Origin of the sequence: Nocardia sp. NPDC005998 (assembly GCF_040614395.1) — a bacterium.
Lineage (GTDB): Bacteria > Actinomycetota > Actinomycetes > Mycobacteriales > Mycobacteriaceae > Nocardia.
Genome location: NZ_JBEXUI010000008.1, coordinates 214,772 through 241,722 on the forward strand (window position 1 = coordinate 214,772; position 26,951 = coordinate 241,722).

A 26,951-nucleotide genomic window follows, 5' to 3' on the forward strand; every position below is an offset into this window, starting at 1 on the left:
GCCGCGTCGATGCCGGAGCTCGGCGACGGCAGGCTGAATCAGTGGCTCGGCTTCGATTCGGGCGAATCCGGTCCGAGTTGCTTACGCCGGAATCGGATTTGCTGTTGCAGGAATAGGACCCGGTCCCTGGTAGTGCGGGTGTCCGGATGATCCGAACCGAGAATGCGCTCTTGGTCGGCGAGTAGTTGCTCGTTCTCGGTGAGGGCCCGCTGCATGTCCTGGCCACCGCGATTGGCCGCGATATTGCTTCGGGTGGTGAGCGTATCGACGTGGTCGGGCCCCAGAATGCGCTCACGGTCGATGGCTACCTGCTCGAATTCGGCAATGGCACGGTCGAGGTCGCCGGACTTGCCGAGCCAGTATGCGATGCTGTGGCGGGTCTGCAGGGTGCTGGGGTCGTCGGGGCCGATGACGCGTAAATGGTCGGCCAGGAGGTGCTCGAGTTCGGAGATTGCTCGCGGAATATCACCGTTTTCGCCGTGCAAGTAGGCGATGCTATGGCGGGTGTTCAGGGTGTCGGGGTGGTCCGGGCCCAGCACGGAAGTCTGATCGTGCAGAATCCGTTCGTATTCGGCTGCGGCTGCGGCCGGTTCGTCGCTTTCGCTGGACCAGTAGGCGAGGCTATAGCGGGTGTTGAGGGTATCCGAGTGGTCGGCGCCGAGGATGCGGACTTGATCGGTGAGTAGCTGCTCCAGTTCGGCGATGGCGCGCGCGACGGCGCGCGCGGCGGTGTCGTCGAGACCGAGCAGGCTCCTCGGGTCGTGCGCCGCCTCGGCGACGTCGTACAGGCCGCGCACGTTGGTGAGGTTGTGGCGAGTGGTCATGGTACGAGGATCATCGGGACCGAGCACGCGCAAATGGTCGGTCAGCACCGCGTCGAGTTCCGCGACGGCTCCTCGCATATCGCCGCTTTGACCACGCCAATAGGCGAGCTGGTGCCGGACGGTCAGCGTGACGGGGTCGTCGTGACCGCACGCCTCGACAAACGATGGCAGCCACACGGCATACATATCGCGATTGCTCGCAGGCCGCACTGTTTCCATGCCGAGGAGCAACTCTTTGGCCGACTCGGCATCGCCGTAGCCGAGGTAGTGCCGGGCACCCGAGCCGCGGATGTATTCGACTGCCTGCTCAGAGATCTGGGTTCCGCTCGTGACCGCCGATTCGATCGCGATCCCGATCGCCGCCGCAATCGCGCCGTGTGCCTGGGTGCTCTCCCAGTCGAGCCGCTCGGCCTCGGCCGCTAGCGTCGGAAGCAACGCAGCGTGCTGAATTCCAAGAGATTCCCGCGCGGTACCGGCCCGGCTGCGAGTGACCAGCACGCCCAGTTCGACGACGAGGTCACGGATCAGGGCCGTATGCAATCCGGAGACGGCGAACTGTGCCAGAGCGGATTCGAGCAACTCCATCGGCAGCACTGGACCCTCCCCGGCCGCGACCAGAATGGCGAGCAAGGCCCCGAGAACCTCGGCGGTATCGGGATCGGTGGCGTGCAGTGTGCCGCGAACTCGGTGCAGCACAACGGTTTCGAGCCCGATGCCGGCGGCAATGTCCGCATCGGTAATGCTGGAGTTGACCTCGATGAGCAGTCGGGCCAGCAGCCACCCGCCTGTGACGGCACGCGAATGACCGATGTTCGGTGCTTCCATAGAAAAGCTGGTAGGGGTTTGCACGAGCAAAGCATCGATCCAGCGCACCCACAATCGCGGATCGGCCGGTTCGAGCTGGTGCCGAGCGGATTCGAGCACCATGGCTGAGATGTCCTCGGCACTCGGCGGTAGCAGTTCGATCCGGTGCAGATGCGCGAGCTCCGGCAACTCCGCGACGCCCGTACCCGCACGCACGCCGAGAATCACACGCACATGGGTGAATTCGTCGACGCGGGTCAGCTCGGCGACATGCCGGACGAGGTGTTCCCGGGTTCCGGGCTCGAGCTGGTCCATGCCGTCGAAGACGATGGTGATCCGGCGACCGGGTGCCCGGAGCCGGGCCAGCGGCCGCTGGACCTCGATATCGAACAGGTCGAGTTCGGCGGCGTCGGATTCGACGACGACATCGGCGGCATCGCGAAATCCGGGAACCCGGTGCGACAGCTGCGCGGACAGTTCGCCGGTCACCGACTCGAGCGAGCTGCCGACCGTGAGAAATACTGCCGCGGTGACATATTCGGGTGCGATCGCCAGCCCCTCGACCAGACTCGGTCGAATGAGCATGGCCAGCAGCGTGGACTTCCCGGATCCTGCCGGGCCGACGATAGCGCGCAGACGATGGCCACCGGTTTCGACGATCTCGACGAGACGTTCACGAATGACATCGGTGAGCAACAGTCGACGGGTGAGCTGATCGACGAACCCTGCTGCGGGACGGCCGGTTACGGCATCGCGCCGTCGAGCGGCATTGGGCACCAGCCAGAGTCCGGGATCGCCGCCCGCGATGGTCGACAAGGTGCCGGAGGTGAACGAAAGATGTTGCGGATGTTGGCGTTTGCAGGTGTTGCCGATGGGCTCGACCAGATCGGATGGCAGCAGGTTCTCACCGCGCAGCGGCAGGCCGCCGGTAAAGGTGTCGACCATGGTCCGGGTGAAGCAGCCCGCGTAGGCGGGGCCTTCGCCGGAGGCGACGAGGAGTTCCATCCGTCCGGATGAGCGGGTGAGCATGTCGGTCCAGCGGCGGGCCGCACCCTGCACACCCTCCCCGCTCTCGCAGGCATCGATGAGCACGATCAGACCGTCGAGCGTGGATGCGTTGAGTAGTTCTCGAATGCCCTGCGTCAGGTGGAATGCGGTGCGCGAGTTGGGGAATACCGGCGGTGAGTCGTGCGCGAGCAGGAAGAAGTCCTCACCGGCGGTTGCCACGCCGTGCCCGACGAAGCCGAACAACAGGGTCGCCCGCTGCTCCGAAGCGGCGGCGAAGGCATCGTTCACTGCCTCGGTCAACTCGTCTGCAGTCGGATCCAGTACCGGCCCCTGCTGCGTGGTGGCAGGTTGCCAGCCGCCCGCGGCGCTGAGATTCGCATAGAGTTCGGTGGCCAGCTCGCCCGGAAAGCCGAGTCGGGGCAGCGCGGCGCACTCGGACCCCACGACCAGCGCCAGCCTGCCACCCATAGACGAAAACATAGCCGAGCCGGGCGAAACCGTCGGCGCGTCTGCGGCTAGGGAACGCTGACGGATTCGTCGCAGCTGTCGGGTGGGTCGACCAGTCCGCATTCGACCGGTGCACGGGTCGGGCGGTAGTCGGCCGGAACGCCACCGGACCGGATGATGCCGCGGTAGACGTCTACCGCGTCCGTGGGTTGGCGGGTCAGGGTGGGGTCGGTCCGCACATCGACGGTGTAGAGGCCGAAACGCGGTGTGTAGCTTCCCCATTCGTAGTTGTCGGTGAGGCTCCAATAGTTGTAGCCGATGACATTGATGCCATCGGCCTTGGCGCGCTGCAGCCAGTAGACGGTGTCGCGGAGGTGGTCGGAGCGGGTGTAGCCGTCGGTGCGCGGCTTACCGTCCTCGGTGGGCATGCCGTTCTCCACGACATACAGTGGGCGATCGGGAAATAGCTTCGCGTAGTGACGCAATGCGTAGTAGATGCCCTCGGTGTGAATGGGCAGTTCCCAGATCGGCGGACCCTCGTTCGAACCGCCCTGCACCGCTTTGCTGGTTTCCGGCACCGGCGCGAAATAGTAGTCGACGCCGATGAAGTCGAGCTTATCCGCGATCCGATCCACAATCGGCTGATTCACCTCGGTCTCGGCACCCGCGACATAGCCGAGATTGCTCGTCACCTCCGCGTCGGGCATGTTTTTATGAATGGTGTCATAAATCGCGTTGTGCGCCTGGGTAATTCGGTCCAACATCGCGGGCGCATCATCGGGGGTGATCGCGCCGATGCGCAACTCCGTGCCGATATAGGCGGCCGGCTCGTTGAAGGTGACCCACAGTGGATTGCGAGAGGTATAGCGGTTCACCACTTTTCGCATATTGGCCAGCCAATCCTCGACCATGCCCGGATTGCGCCAGCCGCCGCGATCGGCGGCCCAGCCGGGATACACCCAGTGATCCAGGGTGAGCATCGGCCGCATACCGGCGGCGAGAATGCGCGCGATCACATTGTCGTAGAAGCCGAATGCCGCCTCGTCCCAGGTATCGGGTTGCGGCTGCACGCGCGCCCATTCGATGCCGATCCGGTACACCCGCACCCCGAGGCGGGCGGCCAGATTGATATCGGAGATATAGCGCCGGTAGAAGTCGACCGAATTCTCGTAGTCGTCCCCGGCCTTGCCGGAATCGATGTAGCGGGTCCAATTGCTGTCCGGCGCGTGGCCCTCGGATTGGAAGCCGGATGATGCTACGCCCCAGAGGAATTCGCGGCCGAACGGTGCGATGGAGGCGTGTGCGCTCGGCATGGCGACACCGGGCAGCAGCAGTGCGGTCGCGATCATGGCGAGTGCGACGAGGGCACGTCGGCGCATCGGTGTTCGCATCGAGCTCCTGTCCCGATCCGGCACTGTTCGGTCGTGCGTCACCGGCGCAGCGCCGCGCCGGCCGATGATCTGCCAGCGTAACCATCGGATAGCTGAACCTTGGGCTGCGCGCCGGTGTGTCGCGAATGCTGCCGGAAGTGCCTTGAAAAGACGGACGAGACGTGGCATCACAACGATTGCTCCCTGTTCGCGTACGGACAGGGCTGATCCTCAGCTCACCCGCCCACCGATGCGCCGAGTGAGATCGTCTGCGGTGTTGCGCACCTGGGCGGCGAGATCGGCCCAGTCGGCGGCGCAGGGAATCCGCTCGCAGTGGTGCCGCAATGTCACGCTGATCGCCGCGATCGGCCGATGGTCGTGATCAAAGGCTGGATAGGCGACCGAGGCGAATCCGGCGGTGACATGGCCGTCCTCGCTCGCCCAGCCGCGACGGCGCTCGGCCGCCAGAATGCCGCGCAGCGCGGCGAGGCTGGTCGGCCCGCGGTCGGTGCGGCGCACGAAGGCCGCCGCCGACGGGAACAGCGCTCGTACATGGGCGGCGGGCAGATGCGCCAGGATCGCCCGGCCCGATGCGGTGAGCTGCGCGGGCAACCGCACGCCGACATCGGTGACCAGCGTCTCCGGGCGCGGCGGGCGTTCCTTGATCAGATACAGCAATTCGTTACCGTGCAGGACTCCGAGGTGCGCATTGTGCCCGACCCGCCCGGCCAGCTCGCGCAGCAACGGTCCGGCCACCCGCTCCAGCGGATCGTGGCGCAGATAGGCCGAACCCAGTTCGAAGGCGGCAATGCCGAGGCCGTAGCGCCGCTCGGCGGGCAGCCGGGTGACGAAGCGAGCCTCCTCCAACTCCGCGAGCAGGTGATATGTGGTGGAACGGGGGATGCCGAGCTCGCGCGCGATGGTCGACGCGGCGATCGGCCCCGCCCTGGTCGCCATCAGCTGCAGCACGGCGAGGCCGCGCCGAAGTGCCGGAATATCGCTGCTCGTTCCCATGTCTCTTCCTGCGATTGTCTCGGATACCAGACAGAACCTGGCCCAGCCTCATTCTCCACCCGCCTTCGTGGTTGTGGAATGGGCCTATGCCGGAAACCACGCAGTTACCGCCCGTGGAGTTGGACGGGCCGCTGACCGTCGAACGCATCGTGGCCGTCGCCCGCCGCGGCGCCGGGGTGCGATTCAGCGCGGCCGCCGAGAAGCGGCTGACCGACGCGCGCGAGCATGTCGACGCGCTGGCGGCGGGGACGGTCCCGACCTACGGCGTGTCCACCGGCTTCGGCGCGCTGGCCACCCGGCACATACCACCGGAGAGCCGGGCCGCGCTACAGCGGTCGCTGATCCGTTCGCATGCCGCTGGCGCGGGTGCGGCGGTCGAGACCGAGGTGGTGCGCGCCATGATGGTGTTGCGGCTGCGCACGCTGGCCACCGGACATACCGGGGTGCGTCCGGAGACGGCACTCACATTGGCCGCGTTGATCAATGCGGGCATTACGCCGGTGGTGCACGAATTCGGCTCGCTCGGCTGCTCCGGTGATCTCGCGCCATTGGCGGCGGTCGCGCTGGCGCTGATGGGGGAGGGGGAGGTCACCGACTCGTCCGGCAACCTGGTCTCGGCGGCAGATGCGTTGCGCGCCAAGGGGATCGAACCATTGACACTCGCCGAGAAGGAGGGCCTCGCGCTCACCAATGGCACCGACGGCATGCTCGGCATGCTGGCGCTGGCGATCAACGATCTGGGGGAACTGCTCGACGTCGCCGATATCACCGCCGCCATGAGCGTGGAGGCACTGCTCGGCACCGACCGGGTCTTCGCCGACGATCTGCAGGCGCTGCGTCCACATCCGGGACAGGCACTCTCGGCGCGGCGCATGGCGGCCGCGCTGGCGGGCTCGGATATCGTTGCCAGCCACCGCGGTCCGGACTGCAACCGGGTGCAGGACGCGTATTCGCTGCGCTGTGCACCGCAGGTGCACGGTGCCGCCCGCGACACCCTCGCCCATGCCGGAACGGTCGCCGATCGGGAAATGGCCTCGGCGATCGACAATCCCGTGGTGCTCGCCGACGGCAGGCTCGAGTCCAATGGCAACTTCCACGGTGCGCCGGTGGCGTATGTCCTCGATTTCCTCGCCATTCCGGTCGCCGATGTTGCGAGCATGGCCGAGCGCCGCACCGACCGAATGCTGGATGTCGCGCGCTCACACGGCCTTCCGGCCTTCCTCGCCGCCGATCCGGGTGTTGATTCGGGCCATATGATCGCCCAGTACACGCAGGCGGGCATTGTCAGTGAGCTCAAACGCCTCGCCATGCCCGCCTCGGTGGATTCGATCCCGAGCAGCGCGATGCAGGAAGACCATGTGTCGATGGGCTGGTCGGCCGCCCGCAAACTGCGCCGGGCCGTGCACGGGCTGAGTACCGTGCTTGCCATCGAATACCTCACGGCGGCAAGGGCATTGGATTTGCGGGCCCCGCTGCGGCCCGGTCCGGCCACCGCGGCGGCCCGTGCGCTGCTGCGCACCAGGGTCGACGGTCCGGGACCGGACCGGCACCTGGCACCGGAGATCGCCGCCGCGGCCGAACTCATCCGCTCCGGCGAGCTGCTGGCCGCCGTCGCGCCACACCTCGGCTCCTGACGGGCCATTCGCTGATATGGAGGGAATTTGATGACACGAACGATTCGGGCGGCGCGTGGGTCGCGGCTGACGGCCAAGAATTGGCAGGCCGAGGCCGCCATGCGGATGCTGCACAACAACCTCGATCCGGAAGTGGCGGAGCGGCCGCAGGATCTGGTGGTGTACGGCGGTACCGGTAAGGCCGCGCGCGATTGGGCCAGCTTCGACGCGATCACGCGCACGCTCACCACGCTCGATGCCGATGAGACCCTGTTGGTGCAGTCGGGTAAGCCGGTCGGGGTATTCCGGACACACGAGTGGGCGCCGCGCGTACTGATCGCCAATTCGAATCTTGTCGGCGATTGGGCGAATTGGCCGGAATTCCGCAGGCTGGAATCGCTCGGGCTCACCATGTACGGGCAGATGACCGCCGGGTCGTGGATCTACATCGGCACCCAGGGCATCCTGCAGGGCACCTACGAGACGTTCGCGGCGGTGGCGGATAAGCGCTTCGGCGGCACCCTCGCCGGAACCCTCACCCTGACCGCGGGATTGGGTGGTATGGGCGGTGCGCAGCCGTTGGCCGTCACCATGAACGGCGGGGTGGCGCTGGTCGTCGAGTGTGATCCGGCGCGCGCCGAGCGCCGGGTGCACGACCGCTACCTCGATGAGATCGCCACCGATTTCGACGATGCCGTACGTCGGGTCTCGAAGGCGCGCAAGGAACGAAAGGCGCTGTCGGTGGGGCTGATCGGCAATGCGTCCGAGGTCCTGCCGCGACTGCTCGCGGCCGGTGTCGAGGTCGATATCGTCACCGACCAGACCTCCGCGCACGATCCGCTGGCGTATCTGCCGCGCGGGGTCGAGCTCGCGGACTGGGCCGACTACGCGGCCAAGAAGCCCGACGAATTCACCGACCGCGCCCGCGAATCCATGGCCGATCACGTCGATGCCATGCTCGGCTTCCTCGACCGGGGTGCGGAGGTCTTCGACTACGGCAATTCGCTGCGGGGGGAGGCCGAACTCGGTGGCTGCGCGCGGGCCTTCGACTTCCCCGGATTCGTACCGGCCTACATTCGGCCACTGTTCTGCGAAGGCAAGGGGCCATTCCGCTGGGCGGCGCTGTCCGGCGATCCGGCTGATATCGCCGCAACCGACCGCGCGATGCTGGAACTGTTTCCCGAGAACGAATCTCTGCGCCGCTGGATCACTTTGGCCGGGGAACGCGTTGCCTTCCAAGGGCTTCCGTCCCGCATCTGCTGGCTCGGCTACGGCGAGCGGCATCTGGCCGGTCTGCGCTTCAACGAGATGGTCGCCAGCGGTGAACTGACGGCGCCGGTGGTCATCGGCCGTGACCACCTCGACTCCGGCAGCGTCGCATCGCCGTATCGCGAAACCGAGGCAATGGCTGATGGCTCCGATGCCATCGCCGACTGGCCGCTGCTCAACGCGATGGTCAATACCGCCTCCGGCGCGAGCTGGGTCTCGATCCACCATGGCGGCGGCGTCGGCATGGGCCGCTCCATCCACGCCGGACAGGTCTGCGTTGCCGACGGAACGGCATTGGCCGGACAGAAGATCGAGCGCGTGCTCACCAACGATCCCGGTATGGGTGTGATTCGGCATGTGGACGCCGGCTACGACCGCGCCAACGCGGTCGCCGAGGAGCGCGGCGTGCGAATCCCCATGCGGGAGAACCGGTGACGGCGGCCGGCGGCGGCGCGAACGGCCTGCTCACCGAAATTGCCGAGGTGGGCCGGGATGCGCGGCGCGGCGGATACTCCCGGCACGTCTACGACCGCGCCGAGCTGGAATTGCGGGACTGGTTCACCGAACAGGCGGCCCGACGCGGCCTGGATGTGACCACCGACCGCAACGGCAACATCTGGGCATGGTGGGGGGCTCCCGGTGCCGGTGCGGTGGTCACCGGAAGCCATCTGGACTCGGTGCCCGGCGGCGGTGCGTTCGACGGCCCGCTCGGCGTGACGAGCGCTCTCGCCGCCGTGGATATCCTGCGCGCCAAGGGTTTCGCGCCCGCGAAACCGCTCGCGCTATTGGTTTTTGCGGAGGAGGAGGGCGGGCGCTTCGGGGTGCCGTGCCTGGGGTCCAGGCTGCTCACCGGTGCCATCGATGCCGACCGCGCCCGCGGACTGCGCGACGCCGCCGGGATCACCTTCGCCGAGGCCGCGGCCGAGGCGGGGCATGATCCGCGGCGATTCGGCGCGGATCCTGATGCGCTGGCGAATATCGGCTGCTTCGTCGAATTGCATGTCGAACAGGGGCGCGGGCTGATCGGCCTGGACAGTCCGGTCGCCACCGGCAGCAGCATCATCGCGCACGGCCGCTACCGGTTCTCCTTCACCGGCCAGGGCAATCACGCGGGTGCGACCCGTATGCCCGATCGGCACGATCCGATGTTGCCCGCGGCCGCGGTGATCGCCGCCGCCCGCCGTGTTGCCGCGGCCACCGACGATGCCAGGGCCACCGTAGGCAAACTGATACCGACACCGGGTGGCACGAATGTCATCGCCTCGACGGTGGATCTCTGGCTGGACGCGCGCGTTGCCGGAGACGGACGCACGGCCGCGCTGGTCGAGGATATTGCCGGATTCGCCCGGGAGGCCGCGGCCGCCGAGGGATGCGAGGTCACGGTGACCGAGGAATCGTATTCCGACGATGTCGTTTTCGACGACGCGCTGCGCGGCCGCATGGACGGCGTGCTCGGCGGTGTCCCCGCGCTGCCCACCGGTGCCGGGCACGATGCGGGCATTCTGGCGGCACATGTGCCGTCGGGCATGCTCTACGTGCGCAATCCAACCGGGATCAGCCATGCGCCGCAGGAACACTCCGAACCTGCGGACGTGGATTTCGGCGCAGCGAGCCTCGCTCGCGTGCTCGAGGACTTGGCGACATGAGCGTGCAGTGCGAGGTGCGCATGCCCGGGGATTCGGATGTTCGCGCGAACCCGATGTGCAGGGATTCGATCCGATGAGCGGGTACTGGGCCGAATTCGCCTGGCTACCGGATGGATTGGCGGAACGGGTGACGATCGAGGTCGCCGGATCGTCGATCCGCTCGGTGCTACCGGGGACCGAGCCGAGCGGAAAGGTGTTGCGCGGGCTGACCGTTCCCGGCTTCGCGAATGCGCATTCGCACGCCTTCCATCGCGCGCTGCGCGGCCGTACCCACCACGACCGCGGCTCGTTCTGGACCTGGCGGGAACGGATGTACGCCATCGCGGACCGGCTCGATCCGGATTCCTACTACCGCCTCGCGCGCGGGGTATACGCCGAGATGGTGCTCGCCGGATACACCAGCGTCGGTGAATTCCACTACCTGCACCACGCGCCGGGCGGGATGCCGTACCGCGATCCGAATGCCATGAGTACCGCACTGGCCGCGGCCGCCGAGGACGCCGGAATCCGGCTCACCCTGCTCGACACCTGTTACCTCACCGGTGGATTCGGCCGAATGCCGGACGAACACCAGCGCCGCTTCAGTGACGGTGACGCGACTGCATGGGCCGAGCGCGCCGCCGCATTCAAACCCGAATCGGAGCTGGTGCGTACCGGTGTGGCCGCGCATTCGGTGCGTGCGGTGCCGCCGCAGGCGCTGGCGGTGATCGCCGAACAGGCCGACGGACGGCCGGTGCACGTCCACCTGTCCGAACAGCCCGCGGAGAACAGCGATTGCCTTGCCGCACATGGGCGGACGCCGACCACATTGCTGTCCGAAGCCGGGTTGCTCGGGCCGGATACGGTGGCCGTGCACGCCACGCACATGAGCGCCGCCGATATCGGTCTGCTCGCCGCGGCACGGGCGCGGGCCTGCTTCTGCCCGACCACCGAACGCGATCTCGGCGACGGCATCGGACCGGCCCGCGAACTCCTCGATGCCGGAGTTCGGCTATGTCTCGGCAGTGACAGTCATGCCGTCGTCGACGGCTTCGAGGAATGGCGTGCGCTGGAATTGAACGAGCGCCTTGCCGCCCGCGCGCGCGGACGCTTCGATATGGCGCAGTTGTTCACCGCGGCAACCGATCACGCGTCGATCGGCTGGCCGGAGGTCGGACGCATCGAGGCCGGTGCCGCGGCGGATCTGGTCACCGTTGAGCTCGATTCCATCCGAACCGCGGGCGCCGAACCGGCCGCCGCGCTGTTCGCCGCCACGGCAAGCGATATCCGCGAGGTACTGGTTGCCGGGCGAGAGGTGGTCTCGGACGGCCGCCATCTGCTGATGGCGCAACCCGAAATCACACTGCGCGACGAGATTCGGGCCTTGTACGCACCGTGAGGTCATTGTCCACCGACGGAAAGGAAGCCGTGTCCACCCTCATCACGGGAATCGGTGAGCTCACCACCAACACATCGGACGGGCCGCTGCACAATGCCGCCGTGGTGATCGACGGTGCGCGCTTCGGCTGGATCGGTCCGGCCGCCGCCGCGCCCGCCGCCGATCGCAAGGTCGATATCGGCGGCCGCGCGGCACTGCCCGGCTGGGTGGACAGTCACACCCATCTGGTCTTCGCCGGTGACCGCACCGCCGAATTCGAGGCGCGAATGGCCGGTCAGCCCTATCGGGCCGGTGGCATCGCGACCACCGTCGCCGCCACCAGAAGTGCCTCGGACGAACAGCTTTCGGCCAATCTGCGGCGGCATATCGCCGAGGCCTACCGGCAGGGCACAACGTGTCTGGAGACCAAGACCGGATACGGCCTGAGCGTGCTCGATGAGGAGCGCGCGGCCCGCATCGCCGCTGCCACCGTCGATGAGGTGACCTATCTCGGTGCGCATCTGGTACCGCCAGATACCGATGCGCGATCCTATGTCGACCTGGTCTGCGGCCCCATGCTGGATGCGGTCGCGCCACATGTGCGCTGGGCCGATGTCTTCTGTGAGACAGGAGCTTTCGACGAGGATCAGTCCGATCGCGTGCTGCGCGCAGCTGCCGCACGCGGTCTCGGACTGCGCGTCCACGGCAACCAGTTGGGCACCGGTCCCGGCGTGCAGTTGGCGGTCCGCCACGGTGCCGCCAGCGTCGATCACTGCACCCACCTCACCGATGCCGATATCGAGGCCCTGGCCGCCTCGGACACTGTCGCCACCGTGCTGCCCGCCTGCGACCTGTCCACCCGTCAGCCGCTTGCCCCGGCCCGCGCACTGCTCGACGCGGGCGCGACCGTCGCCCTTGCCACCAATGCCAATCCGGGCAGCTCCTACACCACCTCGATGGCCTACTGTGTGGCCACCGCCGTACTCCAAATGGGTCTGTCGGTGGCCGAAGCGGTATACGCGGCAACCGCGGCGGGCGCGAAGGCCCTGCGCCGCAACGATGTCGGTGTCATCGAGGTCGGTGCGCGCGCCGATCTCCAGGTGCTCGATGCGCCGTCGGCCACACACCTGGCCTACCGGCCCGGCGTCCCGCTGACCCGCGCGGTGTGGCGGCTCGGCGCGCGCGTTCCGGTTGCTGTTGCCGAATTATCGGATACCGCAGGGTGATTCGTCTACCGCAGAAGTGCTCGGATCTACGGTGTTCCATCCAATGACCGCAGTGCCGAATCCACCAGCGTGCTCGCGGTGTGGGCGCACACATCCACGGCCGCATCGGGCGCGAGTCCGCGCACATCGATCAGCACGATGAACGCCTCCCAGCCGACCACCACGGCAATGCTCGAAACGAGATCGTCGAACTGCCGCTGGGAGATCTGTTCACGCACTGGTTCGAGCGCCCACTCGATCCAGCGCACCCGGCGCAGTCCGGGGCGCGGTGCGTCCGCTGCTGGCGGGTCGGCGGACAGCTTCACCAGCCGCCGACCCATCGGTAGTAGTTCGGTGATCTCGGCTCCCATCGCCCGCACCAGTTCGGCTATGCGCACGCGCGGGTCCGCGGAGTGGATATGTGTCAGCGCCGCATCGGTATTCGCGCTGAGCAGCCCGATGGTCGCAGCGAGCATCAGCTGGTCGAGGGTGGGGAAGTGCAGGTAGACGGTGCGCCGGGAGACCTCGGCCGCGGCGGCGATGTCATTGACCGACGGTTCGATGCCGCGGTGCAACAGGGTCATGGAGGCGTCGACGATGGCCTTGCGGGTGCGTCGGCGTTGGGCGACGCGGCCCGAGGTGAGTTGGGTGGCTTCGTCGACCTGAACGCTGAGCCGAGTGGTATTGCTGAGCTGAGTGGTGTTGCTGAGTTGGGAATCGCTGAGCTGGGCGGAATCGCTGACACGGGCTCGGTGCTCGGTCATTCGAGGATGGTCCTCCATTGTCATCTCGACAGGGCGCATTGTCATCTTGACGGGGTGCGCGCGGCCAAACCTATACTAGGTTGCACTTATTGCACTGGAGTGCATTTAGGTTCGGGAGGAACTAAATGACTATCGGGGATCTTGGATTTGCGCTGCCCGCATTCGCCGTGGGCACGGGTTCGTTACCGGAGCGGGAGCAGGTGTTATGAGCCGCCGGGCGGCGCGGGAACCGGGCTGCGATACCCACGATATGGTGCTGGTGCACCGGGTCTTCCGTCGCGAATTCCGTTTGCTGGCAGACATTGTCGAGGTCACCTCGCCCAATGATGTCGAACAGGTAGCGCGGATCAGTGAACACGCTCGCGAGATGCTCACCGCCCTGCAACAGCACCATGGTTCCGAGGATGAGCTGGTGTGGCCGAGATTGCTTTCGGCGCAGGTGGATTCGGCACTGGTCGATTGCATGGCAGCCCAGCACGACGAGATCGACACGGTAATGCGGCGCGTCGATGCCGAACTGGCCGAATGGGAACACCAGGGCGGGACGGAAACGGTGGATCTACTGGTCGACGACCTGCGCCGACTCCATGAGGTGCTGACCGAACATCTTCGCCTGGAAGAGGATTCGGTACTGCCGGTCGTGTCCGAGACATTGACCGAGTCGCAATGGGCCGAACTCGGCAGGCGCGGTCTGGCGTCGCTGCCGCTGCGGCGGGCTCCGATCTTCCTCGGTCATATCGCCGAAGAGGCCGACGAGCGCGAATGGGCGGAATTCCGGAGCCGCGTCCCGGTCCAGATCCGGCTGCTGCACCGCCTGTTCGGCCGTCGCGGCCATGCCAGGGAGACCGCACTGCTGCGCCGCGATCTGGACTCGGTCGGAAAGGTTGCGAAATAGCTCGGCTCACCGTGCGGGGAAGCGGATGATGCGATCATCACCGGCACGGACGTCACCGCGGCCGTCCGTGTTGGAGGTGGTCAACCACAGGCCGCCATCGGGGGCGATCGCCACCGTGCGTAGGCGACCGAGGTCGGGTATGCGGGACTGTGGCGTGCCGAGTGTGCCGTCGTGCAGGGGGACCGTCCACAGTCGTTCGCCACGCAGCGCCGCGACGTAGAGGGTGTCACCGGCGATGGCGATGCCCGATGGCGATGCTTCGGCGGGCTTCCAAACGATCTGGGGGTCGGTGAATCCGCGATCCGCACCGCCCACACCCTCGACGGCGGGCCAGCCGTAGTTGCGGCCCGGTTCGATCAGATTGATTTCATCGAAGGCGTTCTGGCCGAATTCGGCGGCGAAGAGTCGCCCCGCCTGATCCCACGCCAGACCCTGCACATTGCGGTGGCCCAGGCTGTAGACCGGTGAGCCGGGCGTCGGATTGCCCGGTGCCGCAGCGCCATCGGGTGTCAGGCGCAGGATCTTGCCGTTCGGACTGGCCGGATCCTGAGCTCGACCGCCGTCCCCCGCATCACCGGTTCCGACGTAGAGCATGCCGTCGGGCCCGAAGGCGATCCGGCCGCCGTCATGAGTATTGGCCTTCGCGATGCCGTCGAAAATGACCTCCGATTGTCCGTCGAGTCGCAACCGCACGATCCGGTTATCGTCAGCGGCGGTGAAATAGGCGTAGACATAACGTGTTTCGGCATAGTCCCGGGCAACCGCGAGCCCGAGCAGACCACTCTCGCCGCGCGCGACGACACCTGGAACCTCGTAAACCTGCTCCGGCGCGCGCCCGGGACGCACGCGCAGAATCCGCCCGGTATCCCGCTCCGCGACCAGCGCGTCACCATCGGGCAGGAACGCCAGCCCCCACGGCACGGCGATATCGCCGACGATCTCCTCTCCCGCATCCAGATCCGGTACACCCGATGGTGTACTCGGCGCGGTCGTGGTGACCACGGCCGTCGTCCGATCGGGCTGTGCCTGGGAACCGCTGGCACAGCCCGCGACGACGCCCACCACGAACAAGGCGGCGACGGTGATCCGTCGACGCGCAATCGAACCTGTGATCCCCATGCGTCTGCCTCCGATCTGCGCCTGCGGTCGGTCACCGGCGGGGGTGTACATCGATCCTGCCCGGTCCACGCTCGCTGATGTCGAGATGGGGTTCCGATGCGGCGCGCTAGGCTCGACAGCGGGGCCAGCCGCCGTGGGAGGGAAAGATCAATGCAGATCGCCATCGTCGTCTATCCGGGCATGACCGCGCTCGACGTGATCGGGCCCTATGAGGTGCTTCGACTACTGCCCGGTGCACGGCTGCGATTCGTCTGGCACGAGCCGGGGCCGATCACCACCGACAGCGGTGTCCTGCTGCTCGGCGCCACGCACTCCTTCGACGAGACACCATCTCCCGATATCGTTCTGATCGGCGGTTCGGGCCCCGCGACCGCGACCACGGCCGCCGACGAACGGCTGCGTGCCTGGCTGCGACAGGTGCACGAGACCTCGACCTGGACCACATCGGTATGTACCGGATCGGTGGTCCTTGCCGCAGCGGGGATTCTCGAAAACAAGCCAGCGACATCGCACTGGGCGGGGTTGTCGGCGTTGCAGGCGCTCGGCGCGCAGCCACGCGCCGAGCAGCGGATCGTGCGGGACGGCAAGATCGTGACCGCCGCGGGCGTCTCGGCCGGTATCGATCTCGGCCTGTGGCTGGCGGGGGAGATTGCGGGTAAGGAGGCGGCCGAGGCGATCCAGCTGATGATCGAATACGATCCGCAACCGCCCTTCGACAGCGGGCATATGAGCAAGGCGAGTTCGGCCGTGCGGCGCAAGGTCACCGCGATATTCGGTCGCGAGGGCGCCGATCTGCTCACCGCCGATCCACGCGCCGTCGTCCGGGAGGCGAGCGCCATCGCCAAACTGTCGTGGACGACGGCGATCGGTCGCGCCCGCGCCCGTCGTCGACTCGGCAAGCGTTAGTTACTGCCTGCCACCAGCACCGCCACCAGGGCGATCGCGCCGGGCAGGGCCTGTACGAACAGGATTCGACGGCTCGCGGTCGCTGCACCGTAGATCCCGGCGATGACAACGCATGCGGTGAAGAAGATCATCGCGGCGAATCCGACCGGGTCCGATGCGATGACGCCCCAGATCAGCCCGGTCGCCAGGAAACCGTTGTAGAGCCCCTGGTTTGCGGCCAATACCTTGGTCTGCTCGGCAAATTCGGCGGTGCTGCCGAAGGCCGCGCGCACCCGCGGCGTCGTCCACAGGAACATCTCCATGACCAGGATGTAGATGTGCAGCAATGCCACCAGGCCGACGAGTACTTCGGCTACCACGCGCATGAACTGATCCCTTCGAGAATGTGTCGTCCACAGGATGATCGATTGCGGACCGGTGCGTCGGCAGGCGCGCCAGGGCGATCCCGCCGGGTACTAACTCTTGTGCAGGGTCCCGGTGATATTTCCGAGGAGCCCGCTGAAACCGCCGCTGAAGCTGTAGCTCACCGAACCGTCCGGTTGCAGTACGACCTTCGAGACCGACCCTTCATCCATACAGCCGTTCGCACCGCCGGACAGCCGCGCCACGAAAGCGATCTCGTTATCGGTGACACTGGTCAGACGTTCGGCGCGTTCACAACGACTACCCGAGGCCTGGCCGGTATTCGACGAGGTCGCGATCTCTTCACCGACATTTCCGTCCCGGATGGTCAACTCGATATCGAAGGTGGCCAGCGCATCCCGGGCGGTCCCGGTCCATCTGCCGACGAACGCTTCCGGCACCGATGTGCCCGCTGTCGCGGTGCGCGAGACCTCCGTGGTCGAGGAGGGCGCACTGTCGGTCGCATCGGAGGTGGTGCTGACCGTCGCGGAACGATTCGCGGTAGCGGAGTCGGAGGATTTGCCGTTGAGCTGCGTGCCGATGACGAAGGCGCCGACCGCGACCACGACACCGACCACAACGGCGCCGATGATCAATGCGGTACGGCGACCGTGCCTCTTCGGTTGCGCAGCGGGGTGATTCGGATACTGGCGGGGCGGTTGCGGCCCAGCGGCGTAGGCGGGTTGCGGCCCGGACCGGTCGTACGCCGGAGGGTACGGCGCGTACACATTCGATCCACCCGTCCGACCGGCGCGCCAGGCCACCGTATCGGCCGAGCCCTGCCCCGCCCCCACGGTCCCCGAATTCGTCGGCGGTGGCGGTGTGTGCGGCCCCGAATTCGATTGCGGCACGGGCCGGGACACCGTCGGCGCCGACCGTGACGGATCCTGCGCCGGTTGCGCGAACCCGACCTGCGGCAGCTCGACCGACTCCAGATCGAGCAGCGCCACTGCCCGCCTGCTCACCTCCTCCAGCACCGGCGCGGGCAGCCAGCCGCCGCGTTCCGGAACACCGAGTTCGGCCAGCTGATCCAATAGTTGGTGCGGTGTCGGACGCGCCGCGACGTCCTTGTTCAGACATGCCGCGATGAGCGGACGCAACCGCTCCGGCACCGCCGCCAAGCGCGGCTCCTCGTACACCACGCGATACAGCATCTGCACCGTCTCGCCGGAGCCGAACGGCCCCTGCCCGGTCGCCGCGTAGACCAGGACGCCGCCGAGCGCGAATACATCGCCTTCGGGTCCCATAGCCGGGCCGACCACCTGTTCCGGACACATGAATCCCGGTGAGCCGATGACATTCCCGGTGGTCGTGAGCGCGCTGTCCTCGGCGCCCCTGGCGATACCGAAGTCGATCACCTTGGGCCCGTCCACGGCCAGTAGCACATTCGACGGTTTCAGATCGCGGTGCACGATTCCGGCACCGTGTACGGCGATCAATGCCTCGGCAAGTCCGTGCGCGAGCACCAGCAGCGTGTTCTCGCTGAATGTGCCGAACTGCTCGACCGCGTCGGTCAGCGAGAACCCGGCGACATATCCGGTCGCCAGCCACGGTGGCGTGGCGTCCACATCCGCGTCGAGCACCTGTGCGGTGAATTTGCCGCCGACCCGCCGCGCCGCGGTGACCTCGCGCCGGAATCGCTCCCGGTACTCGTCGCCGATCAGATCCGGCCGGATCACCTTCACCGCGACCGTGCGGCCGCCCGCGCTGCGGCCGAGGTACACCCGCCCCATCCCGCCCGCGCCGAGCAGGCCGAGCAGTCGGTAGTCCCCGATCCGCGTTGGATCGTCTGTGCCGAGCGGTCGCATCGCGAAATGGGGTCCTCTCACCTGACGTTGAACAGGCAAAGGCTACCCATGGCCGCGCTCGGTGTCCGCATGCACCGAGCCTCGACCGAGTTATCGAGCAGCAGTAGCCCCCGCGTTTCGCGGCATGCGATCTAGCCGTGCGCCGCCGGAACCGGCGCCGGAGCGTCCCGCCGTACCTGCCGTGCCAGCAGATACGCGGCGATGACGGCCGGAATGTTCATCAGCACCCCGTACACCGCGGGTGGCACCGCCATCTGCGAATTGTGCAGCACGCTCGAGGCGACCGCGATGGCCAAGGCGCCGTTGTGGATACCGATCTCCATTGCCGAGGCGATCGCCTGATCGGCCTGCACCTGGAATATCCGCGGCACCGTGTAGCCGATGATGAAGCTCAACGTCGAGAGCAGCAGGCTGAGGGTGGCGAGTTTGCCGATGTTCTGGGTCAGCGTGTGGAATTCGCGCCCCACCGCCGCCACCACGACCAGAGCGAGCACCACCGCGGAGACGATCTTGACGTTCTTGCGCATCCGGTCCGCCCATGCGGTGAACCGGCGATGCACCCACATCCCGAGCGCGACCGGGACCAGCACGATCGCGAACACCTGGATGAACTTGTCCGGCCGCAGCCCGATCGTGGCGTCGTCAGCCATGAACAGGGTGAAGGCCAGCGTGACCACCAGCGGCAGGGTGAAGACCGCGAGGATCGAATTGATCGCGGTCAGTGTGATATTCAACGCCACATTGCCACCGGCGATATGACTGAACAGATTCGCCGACGGACCGCCGGGGGATGCGACGAGCAACATCACTCCCACGGCCAGCGCACCCTCGAGCCGGAACAGGTAGACCAGGCCGAGGCAGATGGCGGGCAGTACCACCATCTGACACACCAGCGCGATCACCGCGGCCTTGGGATAGCGCAGCACCCGCGCGAAGTCGTCGACGGTCAAGGTCAACCCGAGTCCGAACATCACCAGCGCCAGGGCCAGCGGTAGGAACACGGCGAAAATCGTTGAACCCATTCAGATCTCCTCATCAGGACTCGGTCGGGTACTGACGTTATCGACTCACCGGCAACCCGGCGACTCCAGCCATGGGAGCCCGGCCAGGGCGGGCCGCCGGATTCGCCGATGCGATGATGTGTGTGCTGCGCGATCGAGACACTCGTCGGACCTGAAGGGCTTTCCCCGGATGCAGACCTATCGGCTCGTATTGCTCACCCTCGGTACCGGACTCGCCTGCGTGACCGCCTGCGGATCGGGCGACAGCGGCTCCGCGACCGTCTCCAGCGCGACCACTGCGGTCGCGACCACGTCGAGTGCCGCGCCGCTGGCGAAATGCGGGCTCGACCTGGCCGCACCGGTGATCCGCTCCGCAATCGCGACGCTGCCCGCGGAGCCGATCACAAAGGCGGCGTGGTCTACCGATCCGGCGAGTTTCGTTGGCACATTCGATCCGTGCGTCACACTGTCGGCCGTGATCATCACCGTGCCGGGTGCGACGGGCAGCTCACCGGAGCAGGTGCTGCTGTTCCACAAGGGTGACTTCGTCGGGACGGCGACCCGGGACAGTCACGGGTTCACCGCCTTGGACCCGGGCCGGACGACCGATGACACCGTCGGTGTGACCTATAAGACGCCCGGCAGCTGCAATGCCTGTCCGGACGGCACCATTACGCCGGTCCAATTCCACTGGGATGGAAAGCAAGTCCGGACGATCGGGACGCCACCGAAATAGCCCTTCCGGCTGCCGGTTACGTTCGGCGGAAGATCCGGTCCAAGGCGGTATTCAGCTCGGTGGCCGGATCGTCGGGCAGGGTCGGCATGCGCCAGGCGATGATCTGATCGGGACGTACGAGTAGCGCGCCGCTCGGGGAGAGGCCAACGGTATCGGCCCAATCCTGGTCCAGCTCATGGACTTCGAGTGGCAGGTGCGCGGCGGCGGCTTTCCAGTTGGTGCCATCGGGTCCGATGAGCAGGACGCATGCCGTATCGACGAGGTCGAGCGTGGAGCGGCCGTCGGACAGCCAGCGATGGGGCACGCGGGTGCCGGGTTGGCCGGTCAGATCGAGGTGCGCCATGGTGTTCGGGCTGCCGTCATCGATGACCGCGCCCGAGTGATAGCGGTTGCCGAGGATCAATGCGATCGGGTCGGCGAGCGGTGTGGCGTCCCTGGATTCACGATTCATGGTGCGCAAGTTGGCGGTTCGAATGCTCGACTGGTCGGCGATGTACCAGCCGACCGGGCGGCGTTCCTCGTGATAGGTATCCAGCAAGGCCGGGTCTTCGCCGCGTAGGACGGCCGCCAGCTTCCAGGCGAGGTTGTGTGCGTCCTCGATGCCGGTATTGGCACCGGCGGCGGCGAATGGCGGCATGACGTGGGCGGCGTCACCGGCCAGGAAGATGCGGTCCGCACGGTAGCGCTCGGCAACGAACATCCCTGGCTCCCACGGTAATACGCTGAGCACATCGATGGCGATATCGGGAACGCCGATGGCCGTTCGCAATACGTTCGGCCATTCCTCGACGGGGCGGTCGATACCATCAGTGGTGGTGAAGATCCACCGGTGTAACCCGTCGATCGAGGCGAAAGCCCCGGGTGCGTCGGCGTTCTCGATCTGGCAGAGGTTGAATTCGCGTCCGCGCACCAAATCCGACAGATCGGCGCGGAAGTAGACATTGACCGCCCGGCCGAGCGTGCCGCGACCGTCACGTGGGATGCCGAGCCGTTCGCGGATCGGGCTCGACGCGCCATCGGCCGCGATCAGATAGTCCGCGCGCAGCCGTTCGACCGTGCCGTCGGCGGCGCGGAGCGTGGCAACGATGCCGTCGGATTCGGTCGCGAAGTCGGTGAGTTCGACGCCGAACCGCACGTCGCAGCCGCGGGTGACGGCAATGCGGCGCAGCACCGGCTCCAGTAGATCCTGGGCACATAGGCAGGCGGTGGCCGGAGTGATGGTCGACCAGTCGGGGACACCGCCGGGCAGTGTGAAGGGGATGCGGGTGGCCTGTGCGAGCGTCGGCCCGGCCGCGAAGTGCTGGTACTCCGCGAGGTCGCGGGCGGCGTCCAGGACTTCGTCGGCAATGCCGAGCTGGCCGAACAGCTCCATGGTGCGGATATTGATGCGCCGGGCCTTGGGCTGCGGTGAGGTGGTCGGCCTGCGCTCGACCAGCACCGTCGCCACGCCCTGCTGGCGCAGGAACAGCGCGGCCGAGAGCCCGACCAGCCCGCCGCCGACAATCAGAACGCGAGGTGCGTGTACGTTGTACATCATGTGTACTTTGTACACGAATGGTTGAATGCCCGGCAAGGAGGTGGCAATGAACGAGCGTCGGCGAGGCGAAGGCATGAACGAGGAGTCGTCACCGCCCGGACCGCTGATCTGGTCGCTACCGGAACCGCCGGGGCGACCGACCACGACATTGAGCCGGGCGAACATCCTGCGTGCGGCACTGACGGTGGCCGATGCCGAGGGCGCCCGCGCGCTGACCATGCGCCGGATCGCCACGGCGGTCGGCGCGTCGACGCCGATGTCGCTGTACCGCTACGTCGGCAGCAAAGACGGCCTGGTCGACCTGATGATTGATGCCGTCTACGGTGAGATTCCGCTGCCCGCAAAGTCTGCGGGGTCGTGGCGCACGGCGCTCGAAGATCTCGCGCTGGCCACCTGGTCGGTGATCCAGCGTCACCTCTGGTTCGGCGAACTCGTGCACACGCGACCGCCGCTCGGGCCGAATGCGCTGCGCTACTTCGACTTCCGCTTCGCCCTACTCGAGCCGCTGCACATCACAGCCGACGATATGACCCTGATCACCGCCGCCGTCGACGGCCACCTCATCGGCGCAGCACTGCAACTCGCCGAAGAAAACCGCATGCGCACCCGCTCCGGGCTGCACACCGACGATGAACTGGCTGCCGCCGCACAGCCCATCTTGGCGCCGATCCTCGCCGACGGCCGCCACCCCGCCTTCGCCCGCTGGTTCGCCGCCCGCACCACCACCGGCGGCACCGACCCCGTCCAATGGACCCTGACCTGCCTCCTCGATGGCATCGCGGACCGCTTGGGGTTGCCGAAATAGCCGCTGGCAGTCGGTGGCAAATCCGACGAACCGAACGGACCGCACCTAACCGAATATTCGCCAGTTGATTGCTATGGTCTGGGCGCGTCAATCGAAGCGACCCCTGTCCGCATGCTGCGTACCAGTCGAGAAAGGGCAAATAGTTGTCGGGGCATGGAGTGGCATCAGCGCTTATTCGTGCGGCTCGGTTGGCGACCGTCGCTGTCGCAGCAGTAGCGCTTACCTGGAGCGGTGGTGGACCCGCGACCGCGGAGCAAACCAGCGCCGGTGCGCTCGCCGAGCGTTGGACCGCGATGCACGACGGACCGCAGCAGTACCCCGATGTGCATATCGACTGGGATGTCCCGATTCAGATGAGCGACGGCGTCGTACTCAAGGCCAATGTCTATCGGCCCGTCGACGCTACGAATGCGGTGGTGAACACTCCGCTGCCGACGATCGTGAACCTCACGCCATATACGAAACTCGTGACCAATCTGGTCGATACGGCACTGGCCACGCCCGGGTTGCAGTCGTTCACGATGGATCTGGTTCGGCGAATCAATCTGTCCGGCACTCCGATCAGCGGATTCGGCGACCTGGTCCACCTGCTCGACGGCGGCACCATCCAGACCATCCTCGGCATCGACCGGAGTCTGATCCGCAGCGGGTACACGCTGGTGGTCGCCGATGTGCGTGGTACCGGCTTCTCGCAGGGCCAGTGGAACACCCTCGGCATGCGTGAGCAATTGGATACCCGCGAGGTGATCCGCTGGGCGGCGGCCCAGCCGTGGTCCAACGGTGACGTCGCAATGAGCGGCGGCTCGTATGCGGGCATCAACCAGCTGCGTGCGGCCGAAGACCCCCCGCCGGAACTGAAGGCCATCTTCCCGGTGGAGGCGGGCAGCGATCTGATGCGCGATGTCGTCGCGCCGGGTGGTGGCGTCGGCACGACCTTCCTGCCGATGTGGCTCAGCAATGTGAACCAGACCAAGATCATCCCGGACGTGCAGTCGATGCTCAACGGCACCTTCGACTGGAAATGGCTCCAGTCGCGGCTGGCCGATCCGACGACGAATACCGATCTGCTGGCCCAGGCGCTGCTGACCCCGTCCCTGGACCGGATGCCGACCGCGCTGGCCGCCGCACTCGACGAGCGCAGTGATTTCCGGCAGGGGATTCTGGGGCATCCGGAACGAATTACGGTGCCCACCTTCGTATATGGCGGCTGGCACGATATCTTCGCCAATAGCGCGGCCAAACTCTACAACGCGATCCCGCTGCCCGCGTCGAAGAAGCAGTTGGTGATCGGCGATACCTACCATGCGAATCCGGGTGCGGGCACGGGTGCGCCCGGTGCCCCGCCGCGGCTGGATGTGCTGCAGCGGGTGTGGTTCGACAAGTGGCTCAAGGGCATCGATAGCGGTCTCGACGACTTCGGGCCGGTCACGCTGTGGGAGCAGGGTTCCGGCTGGAAGACCATGAGGACGTTCCCGGAAGCCGGTGTCACCCATCGCCGTGTCTATCTGTCCCCGGCGTCGAGCAATACCGCCGACCATGCGGTGCACGACGGATCATTGGTGGGGACGAAGCCGCGCGATCGGCTCGAGTTGCAGGTGGCGCCCGGCCTGTCCACCGTATGCTCGCGCGATGCCGCCCAGGGGTCAGCAGGAATCTTCTCGCCCTTCGATGTCTGCGCCAAGGACTCCCGGGTCGCCGAGAGCAATGCGCTGACCTTCACCAGCAAGGCGATGACCGAACCGACGGTGATCTCCGGTCCGATCAATGTGCATCTCAATGCGATTCACGATGCGACCGACGGATATTGGAGCGTCACCGTGAACGACGTCGCCCCCGATGGCACCTCGACCGTGCTGAGCACCGGACAGCTCACCGCATCGTTGCGCGCGGTGGACGAGGCCAAGAGTGTGCGCTCGGCGAACGGCGATTACACCGCGCCGTTCAATCCGATCACCCTGGACAGCCTGCTGCCGGTCGAGCCCGGAAAGCCGGTCACGCTGGATATCGCGGTCATCCCGACCCAGGCCGTGCTGGAAGCCGAGCACCGGCTGCGCGTGGACATCTTCGCCGCGAACCCGCCGAAGGCCTTGGCTTTCCGGCCGATGCTCAATGCCACCGAATTCAAAACGCAATACCTGCGACTCGATCCGGACGTCCCGAGCTTCATCAACCTGCCAACGGACCGGCCCATCGGCTGACCCCGCGATCCGAACCGTCATCGGATCGCACCGGGAGGCGCTTGCGCTCGTGTTCCAGTCCGCGCAGCTCGAAACCTGGATCGGCGGTTGGGCTTTCGAATTGGTTCGAAATATGTGGCGAGACTTGACTGGAACGGGATGGCGGAGTTATTGTATAAATGGGAAGTAATTCGGCGGGGTTTTGGCGTGGGCCGAGAAGTTTTGATTTCGCACTCGACATTCAGTGGGTACGAGTGTAATTTTGGACGTTGCGCTGGTTGCCTCCCGTCCACCTCATGAACCAATCGTTGTAAACATCATCCGTTGCGGTTGGTGTTTCCTCGTGTGGTGCGCGAGTTTCGTTCGGGTGCGCATCCGGGGCGAAATTCGTCAGTGGACAAGCGGTGATCGCGGGGTGCCGCGATCCGCGTGAGGGGAAGGACGCACCTTGTCAGTATCGAGCCGGACGGTCGCCGACAAAGACCAGGTAGTTGCCGGTGTGCCCGGCGCGCCGAAGCGGATATCCTTCGCCAAGATCCGGGAACCGCTCGAAGTGCCCGGCCTGCTGGATGTGCAAATCGATTCGTTCGCATGGTTGATCGGTACCCCCGAATGGAAGGCCAGCGCCGCCGCTCGCGGCCAGCAGATCCCGACCGGCGGGCTGGAGGAAATTCTCGAGGAGCTCTCGCCGATCGAGGACTTCTCCGGGTCGATGTCCCTCTCTTTCTCGGATCCTCGTTTCGAGGAGGTCAAGGCCTCCGTCGACGAGTGCAAAGACAAGGATATGACCTACGCGGCGCCGTTGTTCGTGACCGCTGAGTTCATCAACAACAACACCGGTGAGATCAAGAGCCAGACGGTCTTCATGGGTGATTTCCCGATGATGACCGAAAAGGGCACGTTCATCATCAACGGCACCGAGCGCGTCGTGGTGTCGCAGCTGGTGCGTTCGCCGGGTGTGTACTTCGACCACACCGTGGACAAGGGCACCGAGAAGGATCTGCACAGTGTGCGGGTGATTCCGTCGCGTGGCGCTTGGCTGGAGTTCGATGTCGACAAGCGCGACACCGTCGGTGTGCGCATCGACCGCAAGCGCCGCCAGCCCGTGACGGTCTTCCTCAAGGCACTCGGCTGGAGCACCGAGCAGATCACCCAGCGTTTCGGCTTCTCCGAGATCATGATGTCGACCCTGGAGAAGGACAATACGGTCGGCACCGATGACGCACTGCTCGATATCTTCCGCAAGCTGCGTCCGGGCGAGCCGCCGACCAAGGAGTCCGCGCAGGCGCTATTGGAGAACCTGTTCTTCAAGGACAAGCGCTACGACCTGGCGCGCGTCGGTCGCTACAAGATGAACAAGAAGCTCGGCATCGACTCCGGCACGGCGCTGGTGCTGTCCGAGGAAGATCTCGTCGCGATCATCGAGTACCTGGTCCGCCTGCACGGCGGTGATCGGGTGATGACCGCGCCCGGCGGCGAAGAGGTGCCGGTCGAGGTCGACGATATCGACCACTTCGGCAACCGACGCACGCGAGCCGTCGGCGAGCTGATCCAGAACCAGATCCGGGTTGGCTTCTCGCGCATGGAGCGGGTGGTTCGCGAGCGGATGACCACCCAGGATGTCGAGGCGATCACGCCGCAGACCCTGATCAATATCCGCCCGGTCACCGCGGCGATCCGGGAGTTCTTCGGAACCTCGCAGCTGTCGCAGTTCATGGACCAGAACAACCCGCTTTCGGGTCTGACCCACAAGCGCCGCCTCTCGGCGCTGGGCCCGGGTGGTCTGTCCCGCGAGCGTGCCAGCCTCGAACTGCGCGATGTGCACCACAGCCACTACGGCCGGATGTGTCCGATCGAGACCCCGGAAGGTCCGAATATCGGATTGATCGGCTATCTGTCGGTGTACGCGCGGGTCAACCCGTTCGGCTTCATCGAGACGCCGTACCGCAAGGTGGTCGACGGCAAGGTCACCGATGACGTCGAGTACCTGACCGCCGATGAGGAGGAACGGTATGTGCGTGCACAGGCCAACTCGCAGCTCGGCGCGGACGGACATTTCCTGGAGGACAAGATCCTGGCCCGACGCCACGGCGAAGATATCGAATTCGTCCCCCCGGACGAGGTCGACTACATGGACGTCTCACCGCGCCAGATGGTTTCGGTCGCGACCGCGATGATTCCGTTCCTCGAGCACGACGACGCCAACCGTGCCCTCATGGGTGCGAACATGCAGCGTCAGGCCGT

At 66.3% G+C, this 26,951-nt stretch carries 19 protein-coding genes and 1 pseudogene; 11 read left to right on the plus strand and 9 right to left on the minus strand.

Going from position 1 to position 26,951, the window contains the following annotated elements; genetic code table 11:
• Window positions 1-38: 38 nt before the first annotated feature.
• The 3 genes from ABZ293_RS14800 to ABZ293_RS14810 all read right to left on the minus strand — a co-directional run bounded on the left by ABZ293_RS14800 (window position 39) and on the right by ABZ293_RS14810 (window position 5,467).
• Entirely contained in the window at window positions 39-3,104 is a 3,066-nt protein-coding gene (locus ABZ293_RS14800) for a tetratricopeptide repeat protein (protein WP_355180739.1), read from the minus strand.
• Between the two features lie 47 nt (window positions 3,105-3,151).
• Entirely contained in the window at window positions 3,152-4,474 is a 1,323-nt protein-coding gene (locus tag ABZ293_RS14805; protein ID WP_355180741.1) for a family 1 glycosylhydrolase, read from the minus strand.
• A 210-nt stretch (window positions 4,475-4,684) separates the two neighbouring features.
• Window positions 4,685-5,467 (minus strand): IclR family transcriptional regulator, encoded by a 783-nt coding sequence (locus ABZ293_RS14810; RefSeq protein ID WP_355180743.1) that lies wholly within the window; start codon window positions 5,465-5,467, stop codon window positions 4,685-4,687.
• Window positions 5,468-5,553: 86 nt separating this feature from the next.
• On the opposite strand from ABZ293_RS14810, the gene hutH reads away from it, so the two are divergent.
• From hutH to hutI, 5 genes are all read left to right on the plus strand, one after another.
• Entirely contained in the window at window positions 5,554-7,101 is a 1,548-nt protein-coding gene (hutH, locus tag ABZ293_RS14815) for a histidine ammonia-lyase (protein WP_355180745.1), read from the plus strand.
• Window positions 7,102-7,131: 30 nt separating this feature from the next.
• The gene (hutU, locus tag ABZ293_RS14820) at window positions 7,132-8,784 is read left to right on the plus strand and encodes a urocanate hydratase (RefSeq protein WP_355180747.1); all 1,653 of its coding nucleotides are present in this window, start codon (window positions 7,132-7,134) and stop codon (window positions 8,782-8,784) included.
• Window positions 8,781-9,995, plus strand: coding sequence for an allantoate amidohydrolase (locus ABZ293_RS14825; RefSeq protein WP_355180749.1), 1,215 nt, complete (start codon window positions 8,781-8,783; stop codon window positions 9,993-9,995). The genes hutU and ABZ293_RS14825 overlap by 4 nt, the downstream gene beginning before the upstream one ends.
• Before the next feature lie 73 nt (window positions 9,996-10,068).
• Window positions 10,069-11,373: a formimidoylglutamate deiminase gene (locus ABZ293_RS14830; protein ID WP_355180751.1), complete on the plus strand. Its 1,305-nt coding sequence runs from the start codon at window positions 10,069-10,071 to the stop codon at window positions 11,371-11,373.
• Window positions 11,374-11,402: 29 nt separating this feature from the next.
• Window positions 11,403-12,578 carry an imidazolonepropionase gene (gene hutI, locus ABZ293_RS14835; RefSeq protein ID WP_355180797.1) on the plus strand — a complete coding sequence of 392 codons (1,176 nt, stop codon included), beginning with the start codon at window positions 11,403-11,405 and terminating at the stop codon, window positions 12,576-12,578.
• A 26-nt stretch (window positions 12,579-12,604) separates the two neighbouring features.
• On the opposite strand, the gene ABZ293_RS14840 is transcribed toward hutI, so the two are convergent.
• On the minus strand, window positions 12,605-13,321 hold the full coding sequence (locus tag ABZ293_RS14840) for a TetR/AcrR family transcriptional regulator (RefSeq protein ID WP_355180753.1): 717 nt from the start codon (window positions 13,319-13,321) through the stop codon (window positions 12,605-12,607).
• Window positions 13,322-13,526: 205 nt separating this feature from the next.
• Between ABZ293_RS14840 and ABZ293_RS14845 the strand changes: the two genes are divergently transcribed.
• The gene (locus tag ABZ293_RS14845; RefSeq protein WP_355180754.1) at window positions 13,527-14,216 is read left to right on the plus strand and encodes a hemerythrin domain-containing protein; all 690 of its coding nucleotides are present in this window, start codon (window positions 13,527-13,529) and stop codon (window positions 14,214-14,216) included.
• A 6-nt stretch (window positions 14,217-14,222) separates the two neighbouring features.
• On the opposite strand, the gene ABZ293_RS14850 is transcribed toward ABZ293_RS14845, so the two are convergent.
• Window positions 14,223-15,335, minus strand: coding sequence for a PQQ-dependent sugar dehydrogenase (locus ABZ293_RS14850; protein ID WP_355180756.1), 1,113 nt, complete (start codon window positions 15,333-15,335; stop codon window positions 14,223-14,225).
• 150 nt (window positions 15,336-15,485) lie between these two features.
• Between ABZ293_RS14850 and ABZ293_RS14855 the strand changes: the two genes are divergently transcribed.
• Window positions 15,486-16,241 (plus strand): DJ-1/PfpI family protein, encoded by a 756-nt coding sequence (locus tag ABZ293_RS14855; protein ID WP_355180758.1) that lies wholly within the window; start codon window positions 15,486-15,488, stop codon window positions 16,239-16,241.
• Here ABZ293_RS14855 and ABZ293_RS14860 read toward each other — a convergent pair.
• From ABZ293_RS14860 to ABZ293_RS14870, 3 genes are all read right to left on the minus strand, one after another.
• Entirely contained in the window at window positions 16,238-16,606 is a 369-nt protein-coding gene (locus ABZ293_RS14860) for a DUF1304 domain-containing protein (RefSeq protein ID WP_355180760.1), read from the minus strand. The genes ABZ293_RS14855 and ABZ293_RS14860 overlap by 4 nt on opposite strands.
• 90 nt (window positions 16,607-16,696) lie before the next feature.
• Window positions 16,697-18,451, minus strand: a complete 1,755-nt coding sequence (locus tag ABZ293_RS14865) for a protein kinase (protein WP_355180762.1) — start codon at window positions 18,449-18,451, stop codon at window positions 16,697-16,699.
• 131 nt (window positions 18,452-18,582) lie between these two features.
• A complete protein-coding gene (locus ABZ293_RS14870; RefSeq protein WP_354950937.1) occupies window positions 18,583-19,473 on the minus strand; it encodes a bile acid:sodium symporter family protein in 891 nt (296 codons plus the stop codon).
• Window positions 19,474-19,642: 169 nt separating this feature from the next.
• Between ABZ293_RS14870 and ABZ293_RS14875 the strand changes: the two genes are divergently transcribed.
• Window positions 19,643-20,188 carry an LppP/LprE family lipoprotein gene (locus ABZ293_RS14875; RefSeq protein WP_355180764.1) on the plus strand — a complete coding sequence of 182 codons (546 nt, stop codon included), beginning with the start codon at window positions 19,643-19,645 and terminating at the stop codon, window positions 20,186-20,188.
• 16 nt (window positions 20,189-20,204) lie between these two features.
• Here the strand turns inward: ABZ293_RS14875 and ABZ293_RS14880 are convergent, their stop codons facing one another.
• The gene (locus ABZ293_RS14880; protein WP_355180765.1) at window positions 20,205-21,725 is read right to left on the minus strand and encodes an FAD-dependent monooxygenase; all 1,521 of its coding nucleotides are present in this window, start codon (window positions 21,723-21,725) and stop codon (window positions 20,205-20,207) included.
• A gap of 46 nt (window positions 21,726-21,771) precedes the next feature.
• Here ABZ293_RS14880 and ABZ293_RS14885 point away from each other — a divergent pair, with 46 nt between their 5' ends.
• From ABZ293_RS14885 to ABZ293_RS14895, 3 genes and pseudogenes are all read left to right on the plus strand, one after another.
• Entirely contained in the window at window positions 21,772-22,530 is a 759-nt protein-coding gene (locus ABZ293_RS14885; protein WP_355180767.1) for a TetR/AcrR family transcriptional regulator, read from the plus strand.
• A 158-nt stretch (window positions 22,531-22,688) separates the two neighbouring features.
• Window positions 22,689-24,728: a CocE/NonD family hydrolase gene (locus ABZ293_RS14890; protein ID WP_355180769.1), complete on the plus strand. Its 2,040-nt coding sequence runs from the start codon at window positions 22,689-22,691 to the stop codon at window positions 24,726-24,728.
• 427 nt (window positions 24,729-25,155) lie between these two features.
• Window positions 25,156-26,951, plus strand: a pseudogene (locus ABZ293_RS14895) (DNA-directed RNA polymerase subunit beta); the annotation flags it as partial.